This window comes from Agrococcus citreus, from assembly GCF_039527715.1.
In the GTDB taxonomy this organism is placed as follows: Bacteria; Actinomycetota; Actinomycetes; order Actinomycetales; family Microbacteriaceae; genus Agrococcus; species Agrococcus citreus.
In genome coordinates this window covers 386,565-393,669 of the sequence record NZ_BAAAKK010000005.1, presented here as the reverse complement: position 1 = coordinate 393,669, position 7,105 = coordinate 386,565, and the positions used below count along the sequence as shown (strand labels likewise).

The window sequence follows — 7,105 nt, the reverse complement described above, 5'->3', positions numbered from 1 at the left end:
CGGCGGCGGCCTCGTCGGCGACTGTGGCGAGCGGCACGACGCCGCCGAGCGCGACGGTCATCGGCCCATCCAGCCACCGTCGACGGGCAGCGTCACGCCGGTCACGTAGCCCGCCGCGGGGCTCGCGAGGAAGACCGTCGCGCCCTGCAGGTCCTCCGGTCGCCCCCAGCGGCCCGCCGGGATGCGCTCGAGGATGGCGTTCGAGCGGTCCTCGTCGGCGCGCAGGGCCGCGGTGTTGTCGGTGGCGATGTAGCCGGGCGCGATCGCGTTCACGGTGACGCCGCGGCCCGACCACTCGTTGCTGAGCGCCTTCACGAGGCCGGCGATGCCTGACTTCGCGGCCGTGTAGCCGGGCACGTTGATGCCGCCCTGGAAGCTCAGCAGGCTCGCGGTGAAGACGATGCGCCCGTAGCCGCGCTCGAGCATGCCGCCCGCGACCGTCTGCGTGAGCGCGAACTGGCTGCGCAGGTTCACGTCGAGCACCTCGTCCCACCACTCGAGCGGATGCTCGGCGGCCGGCGAGCGACGGATGGTGCCGGCGTTGTTCACCAGGATGTCGGCGCGGTCGCGCACCGCCTCGCCGAACGCGACGACGGCGTCGCGGTCGCGGAAGTCGACCGCGTGGCCCTCGAAGGCGCGGCCGAGCTCGCGCACGCGCTCGCCGATGGCGCCGCCGTCGGCCTCCTGGCTCGCGGAGGCCGCGACGATGTCGGCGCCGGCGGCGGCGAGCGCCTCGGCCATCGCGAAGCCGATGCCGCGGCGGGCGCCGGTGACGACGGCGGTGGTGCCGGTCAGGTCGAACGAGATGCTCATGCGGATGCCCCCTGGACGTCGACGAGGATCTTCATCGCCGCTGCCGACAGCAGCGCGTCGAAGGCCTCCATGGTGTCGTCGAGCGCGACGACGCGAGTGATGAGCGCATCCGCGGGCACGGAGCCCTCGGCGAGCAGCGCGACGGCGCGCTCGAAGTCCTCGCGCTCGTAGACGCGAGCGCCGAGCACCTCGAGCTCGCGCCAGAAGATGCGGTGCAGGTCGACCGGCACGGGTTCCGGGTGGATCGCGACGAAGACGACGCGGCCGCGCGTGCGGGCGTGGCGGGTCGCGTCGAGCGCGGTGCCGCGCGTGCCGGCGACCTCGAAGACGACGTCGGCGCCAGCGCCGGCCGTGCGCTCCTCGACCACCGCGGCGAGGTCGCCGGCGATCGGGTCGACCACGATCGCGCCCTGCTGCTCGGCGAACGCGCGCCGCGCGGCGTCGGGCTCGGCGAGGATGACCGTCGCGCCGGTCGCCCGGGCGACGACGGCGATGAGCTGCCCGATGGGGCCGCCGCCGATGACGACGGCCGTCTCGCCCGCGGCGAGCCGCGAGCGCCGCACGTCGTGCACCGCGACGGCGAGCGGCTCGACGAGCGCGGCGTGCTGGAGCGACACGCGCTCGGGGATGGGCACGACGATCGACGCCGGCACGGTCCATAGCTGCTGCAGCGCGCCGGGCGAGTCGATGCCGACGAAGTCGAGGCGCTGGCAGATGTGCTGGTGACCCGCGACGCACGCCGGGCACTCGCCGCACCAGCGCAGCGGCATGACCGTCACCTGCGTGCCGGGCGCGAGCTCGACGCCGTCGCCGACCGACTCGACGACGCCGCTCATCTCGTGACCGATCGTCGCGGGCATCGCGACGCGCGCATCCATGTGCCCCTGCACGATGTGGAGGTCGGTGCCGCAGATGCCGTTGAAGGCGACGCGGATGCGCACCTCGCCTGCCGCGGGCGCCGTGGGTTCGGCGTCGCCGACCTCGATGCGTCCGCCGCCGATGTACTTCGCTGCTCGCAACGCCGTCTCCTCTTCGAGCTGGGGGCTGCGCGACGAAACTCGGTTCTGTTTCGTGTTCCGTGTGGCGCAACTCGGTTCTGTCTGGTTAGAGTAGCCCCCTACCCGCCCATCGGCGCAAGTGCGACCGGGCCGGCACTCAACGAGGAGGAACCCATGCAGGGACGACGGATGCTCGGAGCCATCGGCGCCGCAGCGGTCATGACACTGGCGCTCGCATCGTGCTCGAGCGGCGCTGCTGGCGACACCGCGGAGGGCGGGGCGCAGGACCCCACCGTGTTCCGCGTCGCGTTCAACCAGGACGTGAACCACCCGCAGGCCCAGGCGCTCATCGCGCTCTCGGACGAGCTCGAGGCGCGCACCGACGGCGCCTACTCGCTCGAGCTGTACACCGACGAGACGCTCGGCGACCAGGCCGCGACGATCGAGCAGGTGCAGTCGGGCACGATCGACTTCGCGATGGTGGCGGGCAGCCTGCTGGAGAACTTCGAGTCGGACTTCTCGGTCGTGAACCTGCCGTACCTCTACGAGTCGCCCGAGCACCAGATGAGCGTGCTCAACGACCGCGAGATCGTCGGCGAGCTGTACGACTCGCTCGCGGACGACAGCATCCAGGTGATGGCGGCGTACCACGGCGGCGTGCGCAACGTGTACTCGAGCGTCGGCCCGGTCGAGACGCCCGCCGACCTCGCGGGCCAGAAGATCCGCGTCATCGGCTCCGACACGAACGTGCGGATGATGGAGCTCATGGGCGGCGTCGGCACGCCGATGGCGCAGGGCGAGGTGTACACCGCGATCCAGTCCGGTGTGCTCGACGGCGCGGAGAACAACCCGCTCATCTACTCGAGCCTCTCGCACGACGAGATCGCCCCGTACTACTCCCTCACCCAGCACCTGATGATGCCCGACTACCTCATCGGCAGCCCCGCGGTCTGGGACGCGCTCGACGACGAGACGAAGGGCATCTTCCAGGAGCTGCTCGACGCATCCGTCGACACCGAGCTCGAGGCGTTCGCGGCCGCCGTCGACGAGGCGACCGCCGCTGCCGAGGAGGCCGGTGCGACCGTCAACGAGGTCGACATCGAGGCGTTCCGCGAGGCCGTGCAGCCGCTGCACGAGGAGCGCGTCACGACCGACGTGACCCGCGCCATCTACGACGCCATCGAGGCGGCGCGCGGCTGATGGCGATCCGGAAGCTCATGACGACGGCCAGGGCCTGGCTCGACAACACCCTGCGCACGCTGTGCGTGGTGCTCTTCGCACTCCTGGTCGCGCTCGTGGCCTGGCAGGTCTTCACCCGCCTCGTGCTCGGCGACCCGAGCGCGTGGACCGAGGAGGCGGCGCGCCACACCTTCGTGTGGGTGAGCCTCATCGGCATCGCGATCGCGGTGGGCGAGAAGGCGGACGTCATCATGGACTTCCTCGTCGAGCGCCTCCCGCGCTCCCTGCAGCGGGTCGCCGACCTCCTCGCCTACGCCGCGACGCTCTCGTTCGTGCTGTACGTGATGGTGTTCGGCGGCCTGCAGCAGTCGATCCTCGCGTGGGGGCAGCGCAATCCGCTGCTGCCCCTCACGCAGGGCCAGCTCTACCTCGTGCTCCCGATCTCGGGCGCGCTCCTGACGATCTACCTGACCATCCACATCGTCACGACGTTCTCGAGCCGCTACGTCGGCCACGTGGGACAGCCTGACGAGGACCTCGAGGCGGCCTCGCTGTGATCGACCCCGGCACCATCAGCGCCATCCTGATCGGCGGCCTCGTGCTGCTGCTCGCGATCGGCGCGCCCGTCTCCATCTCGATCGCGCTCCCCAGCGCGCTCTGCATGCTGCTCATCGTCGACTTCGAGCGCGGCGCCATCACGGCCGCCCAGCAGATGATCGGCGGCGCCGACTCGTTCGCGCTGCTCGCGATCCCCTTCTTCATCCTCGCCGGCGTGATCATGAACAACGGCGGCATCGCCGAGCGCCTCATCAACCTGGCGCGCGTGCTCGTCGGCCGCACGCCCGCGCCGCTCGTGCAGACGAACGTGATCGCGAACGCGATCTTCGGCACCGTCTCGGGCTCCGCGGTCGCGACCGCCGCCGCGGTCGGCTCGACCATGGCGCCGATGCAGCGCAAGGCGGGCTACGACAAGTCGTTCAGTGCTGCTGCGAACATCGCATCGGCCCCGGCCGGCATGCTCATCCCGCCGAGCAACACGCTCATCGTCTACTCGCTCGCCGCCGGCGGCACCTCGGTCGGCGCCCTCTTCATCGCCGGCTACATCCCCGGCATCCTGTGGGCGCTCGCGTGCGCCGCGGTCGTCTTCGTCGCCGCTCGCCGCCGCCCCGACCTCAAGGGCGAGCCGTGGCCGCCCTTCGCCGAGATCCTGCGCACGCTCTGGCGGGCGATCCCGTCGCTCGGGCTCATCGTGGTCGCGATCGGCGGCATCGTCGCCGGCTTCTTCACCCCGACCGAGGGCTCCGCGATCGCCGTGCTCTACGCGCTCGCGCTGTCGTTCATCTACCGCACGATCGCCGTCAAGGAGCTGCCGCGCATCCTCTACGACGCGTGCCGCACGAGCGCGATCGTCATCTTCCTCATCGCGGTGTCGACGATCATGTCGTACGTCATGACCTACGCGCGGCTGCCGCAGCTGATCGCCGAGTCGCTCTTCGGCTGGACCGACTCCAAGGTGGTGGTGCTGCTCATCATGATGGTCGTGCTGCTGCTGATCGGCATCCCGCTCGACCCGACCCCGGCCATCCTCATCTTCACCCCGATCTTCCTGCCGATCGCCGTCTCGTACGGGATCGACCCCGTGCACTTCGGCATCATGATGGTCTTCAACCTCTCGATCGCGGTCATCTCGCCGCCATCGGCGCCAGTGCTGTTCGTCGGCGCGCAGGTGGCGAAGGCGAAGCTCGAGCCCGTCATCGTGAAGATGGTGCCGTTCCTCATCGTGCTCGTCGTGATGCTGTTCGTCATCGTCTTCGTCCCCGAACTGTCCCTGTGGCTCCCGGGCCTCATGGGCCTGCTCTGATCCCCGACCGGAAGGAAGCACCATGAACGCCGTCTACGGCCCCACGTCGCCCGACCAGATCCCCGCATCCACCCAGCAGGACCTGCGCGACCGCTACCTCGTCGAGGACCTCTTCGAGCCCGGCAGCGTGCGCACCGTCGTCACGCACTACGACCGCGTCGTCGCGGTGGGCGCGGTGCCGACGGATGCGCCGCTCGCGCTCGAGGCGGTGCCCGAGATCCGCAGCGAGCAGTTCCTCGACCACCGCGAGATCGGCATCGTCAACATCGGCGCGGCCGGCACGGTCGTCGCCGACGGCGAGCGCCACACGATGGCGACGGGCGCGTGCCTCTACCTCGGCCGCGGCGTGCGCGACGTCTCGTTCGAGAGCGACGACGCCGCGACGCCCGCGCGCTTCTACGGCTTCTCCGCGCCCGCCCACACGACCTACCCGACGGCGCTCGTCGAGCCCGGCCAGGGCACGGTGCGCGAGCTCGGCGACCCGCTCACCTCGAACCGCCGCACGCTCAACCAGTACATCCACGAGAACGGCGTGCGCAGCTGCCAGGTCGTCATGGGCGTCACGCAGCTCCACCCCGGCAGCATGTGGAACACCATGCCGTCGCACACGCACGACCGCCGCACGGAGTTCTACGTCTACTTCGACGTCGACGCCGACGCGCGCGTCGTGCACCTCATGGGTCAGCCGCAGGAGACGCGGCACCTCATCGTCGGCGACGGCGGACTCGTGCTCTCGCCGTCGTGGTCGATCCACTCTGGTGTGGGAACATCCAACTACTCGTTCGTGTGGGCGATGGCCGGGGAGAACCAGTCCTTCGACGACATGGACGGCGTCGCGATCGTCGACATGAGATGAGGCAGACCATGACGGCCGAGCCACGCACGCTCGACACCAGCCCCGCGCCCTCGGTGGGCGCGAGCGAGAAGACGCTCCGCGTGCTCGAGGCGGCGATCCTCCACGACCGGTTCACCGACATCGTGGAGGAGACCGGGCTCGCGAAGGCGACGGTCCACCGGATCCTTGCGACGCTCGTCGAGCAGGAGTTCATCACCGGCGACAGCGAGCGCGGCTACCAGCCGGGCGCGCGCTTCCTCGGCGTCGCCGGCAGCGCGCTCTCGCGGCTCGACATCTCGGCCATCGCCGAGCCGATCGTCGACGACCTCGTCCGCGAGGTCGACTGCACCATCCACGTGGGCGTCGTCAACGGCTTCGAGATGGTCTACGTGCTGCGCGCGGACTCGTCGAAGCCGTACCGCATGGGGTCGCGCGTCGGGCTCTCGATGCCGATGCACTGCTCGGGCATGGGCAAGGCCGTGCTCGCCGCATGGAGCCCCGAGCAGGTCGACCGGCTGATCGCCGACGTCGGGCTGCCGGCCCGCACTGACGAGACGATCACCGACCCCGCGCGGCTGCACGAGGAGCTCGCCCGCGTGCGCGAGCGCGGCTACGCCATGGACCTCGGGGAGAACGAGCGCGGCACGGTGTGCGTCTCGGCGCCCATCCGCGACCACCTGGGTCGTGTGACGCACGGGCTGTCGATCTCGTCGATCGCGCTCGAGCACCCGGGATCGAGCATCGAGCAGTTCGCGCCGCAGGCGATCGCCGCGGCCGACGCGATCTCGCACGCGCTCGGCGCCCCCGCTCGCCGCTGACCACCGCCCGCGCACGGGTGGTCACGACACGCCGCGGTCGGGCAGCCGGGTGGTCACGACACGCCGCACCGGCCATCGCGCGGGCGGCGTGTCGTGACCACCCCGCGTGCGGGCCGGGGCTGGGCGGGCGGGCCTAGCGGCCGGCGGCCCGCATCCTGCCCAGCTGGTGCCGCAGCGCATCCTCGAGCACGGGCCGGCGGAAGCGGTGCCCGAGCTCGTCGAGCCGCGTCGGCAGCACGCGCTGGTTCGCGAGCGCGAGCTCGCGCATGCCCTGCTCGCCGAGCAGCACGCGCGGCCCGATCGCGGGCGTCGGGAGCAGCGCCGGCCGGTGCAGCACCGCGGCGAGCGTCTCGGCGAAGTCGCCCTGCCGAACCGGCTGCGGCGCGACGGCGTTGATCGGACCCGACATGCGATCGTCGACGAGCGCCCTCGCGAAGATGTCGACGAGGTCGTCGAGGTCGATCCACGACTGCCAGTGACGACCGCCCGCGAGCGGGCCGCCGAGCCCCGCGGCGTAGAGCGGGCGCAGCACCTGCAGCACCCCGCCGCGCGGCGTCTGCACGAGCCCCGTGCGGATGAGTGCCGTGCGCACGCCCGCGTC

8 protein-coding genes are annotated in these 7,105 nt (G+C 71.3%); 5 read left to right on the top strand and 3 right to left on the bottom strand.

The features are described 5' to 3' along the window. Window positions 1-57: 57 nt before the first annotated feature. A complete protein-coding gene (locus tag ABD106_RS10710; protein WP_343920198.1) occupies window positions 58-813 on the bottom strand; it encodes an SDR family oxidoreductase in 756 nt (251 codons plus the stop codon). Beyond that, window positions 810-1,832 (bottom strand): zinc-dependent alcohol dehydrogenase, encoded by a 1,023-nt coding sequence (locus ABD106_RS10705; protein ID WP_343920196.1) that lies wholly within the window; start codon window positions 1,830-1,832, stop codon window positions 810-812. The genes ABD106_RS10710 and ABD106_RS10705 overlap by 4 nt, the downstream gene beginning before the upstream one ends. 153 nt (window positions 1,833-1,985) lie before the next feature. Here ABD106_RS10705 and ABD106_RS10700 point away from each other — a divergent pair, with 153 nt between their 5' ends. Genes ABD106_RS10700 through ABD106_RS10680 form a run of 5 tightly spaced genes read left to right on the top strand, consistent with a single transcriptional unit; the run spans window position 1,986 to window position 6,504 of the window. Then, window positions 1,986-3,011, top strand: a complete 1,026-nt coding sequence (locus ABD106_RS10700) for a TRAP transporter substrate-binding protein (protein WP_343920194.1) — start codon at window positions 1,986-1,988, stop codon at window positions 3,009-3,011. Continuing rightward, window positions 3,011-3,547 (top strand): TRAP transporter small permease, encoded by a 537-nt coding sequence (locus ABD106_RS10695; protein WP_343920192.1) that lies wholly within the window; start codon window positions 3,011-3,013, stop codon window positions 3,545-3,547. The genes ABD106_RS10700 and ABD106_RS10695 overlap by 1 nt, the downstream gene beginning before the upstream one ends. After that, complete coding sequence (locus ABD106_RS10690; protein WP_343920190.1) at window positions 3,544-4,851, top strand: TRAP transporter large permease; 1,308 nt, start codon at window positions 3,544-3,546, stop codon at window positions 4,849-4,851. The genes ABD106_RS10695 and ABD106_RS10690 overlap by 4 nt, the downstream gene beginning before the upstream one ends. A 22-nt stretch (window positions 4,852-4,873) precedes the next feature. Beyond that, a complete protein-coding gene (gene kduI / locus ABD106_RS10685) occupies window positions 4,874-5,707 on the top strand; it encodes a 5-dehydro-4-deoxy-D-glucuronate isomerase (RefSeq protein ID WP_343920188.1) in 834 nt (277 codons plus the stop codon). A gap of 8 nt (window positions 5,708-5,715) precedes the next feature. After that, window positions 5,716-6,504, top strand: a complete 789-nt coding sequence (locus ABD106_RS10680; RefSeq protein WP_343920186.1) for an IclR family transcriptional regulator — start codon at window positions 5,716-5,718, stop codon at window positions 6,502-6,504. A 133-nt stretch (window positions 6,505-6,637) separates the two neighbouring features. On the opposite strand, the gene ABD106_RS10675 is transcribed toward ABD106_RS10680, so the two are convergent. After that, window positions 6,638-6,772, bottom strand: coding sequence for a DUF1731 domain-containing protein (locus ABD106_RS10675; RefSeq protein ID WP_343921048.1), 135 nt, complete (start codon window positions 6,770-6,772; stop codon window positions 6,638-6,640). Window positions 6,773-7,105: the final 333 nt, after the last annotated feature.

Coding starts and splice junctions, on each gene's coding strand:
- kduI (WP_343920188.1), top strand. CDS start 4,874: ATGAACGCCGTCTACGGCCCCACGTCGCCCGACCAGATCCCCGCATCC.
- ABD106_RS10695 (WP_343920192.1), top strand. CDS start 3,011: ATGGCGATCCGGAAGCTCATGACGACGGCCAGGGCCTGGCTCGACAAC.
- ABD106_RS10680 (WP_343920186.1), top strand. CDS start 5,716: ATGACGGCCGAGCCACGCACGCTCGACACCAGCCCCGCGCCCTCGGTG.
- ABD106_RS10675 (WP_343921048.1), bottom strand. CDS start 6,772: ATGCGCGAGCTCGCGCTCGCGAACCAGCGCGTGCTGCCGACGCGGCTC.
- ABD106_RS10700 (WP_343920194.1), top strand. CDS start 1,986: ATGCAGGGACGACGGATGCTCGGAGCCATCGGCGCCGCAGCGGTCATG.
- ABD106_RS10710 (WP_343920198.1), bottom strand. CDS start 813: ATGAGCATCTCGTTCGACCTGACCGGCACCACCGCCGTCGTCACCGGC.